This is a genomic window from Methylobacterium sp. WL103, assembly GCF_008039885.1.
In the GTDB taxonomy this organism is placed as follows: Bacteria; Pseudomonadota; Alphaproteobacteria; order Rhizobiales; family Beijerinckiaceae; genus Methylobacterium; species Methylobacterium cerastii.
This window is the reverse complement of the sequence record NZ_VRUX01001317.1, coordinates 1-420: the sequence shown is the minus strand read 5'-3', so window position 1 is coordinate 420 and position 420 is coordinate 1. Positions and strand designations below refer to the sequence as shown.

Below are 420 nucleotides of genomic sequence, written 5' to 3'. Positions count from 1 at the left end.
GCGCAGATACCGCCCGAGCCCGTCGGAGGCGGGTGCGGCGAGCGTCACCGGGCCGGTGAAGCGCGGGCTCGGATCGGTGTCGATTTCGCCGCTCGCCGTCACGGTCGCCGCGCCCGGCGCCACGGCCGAGAAGCGCCGCAGCAGCAGGCCGCCGGCGCGCTCGATGGTGCCGGCCGCCTTGAGGTCGCTCCATTCCTCGAAGCCGAGCACGGCCGTCTCGACCGACAGGTCGAGGTCGAGCATCACCGGCAGGCCGGACGTCGCCTTGCCCGCCTTGCTACCCAGCTTGGGCAGGCCGCGCGCGAGGAAGGCCTGCCCGCCCGGCGAGAGCAGGAAGGCGTCGAGGTCGAGGCGAGGCGGCCTCGTGAAGTTCGGGCCGGTTCCGGTCGAAGCGGCCCTCGGCCTGATCGCGGCCCACAC

Annotated in this window: 1 protein-coding gene; it reads right to left on the bottom strand. The window is 74.5% G+C overall.

Features of this window, described 5'->3' with window-relative positions:
* A partial coding sequence (locus FV222_RS30515; protein WP_187277558.1) for a hypothetical protein occupies positions 1–420 on the bottom strand: 420 nt, incomplete at both ends.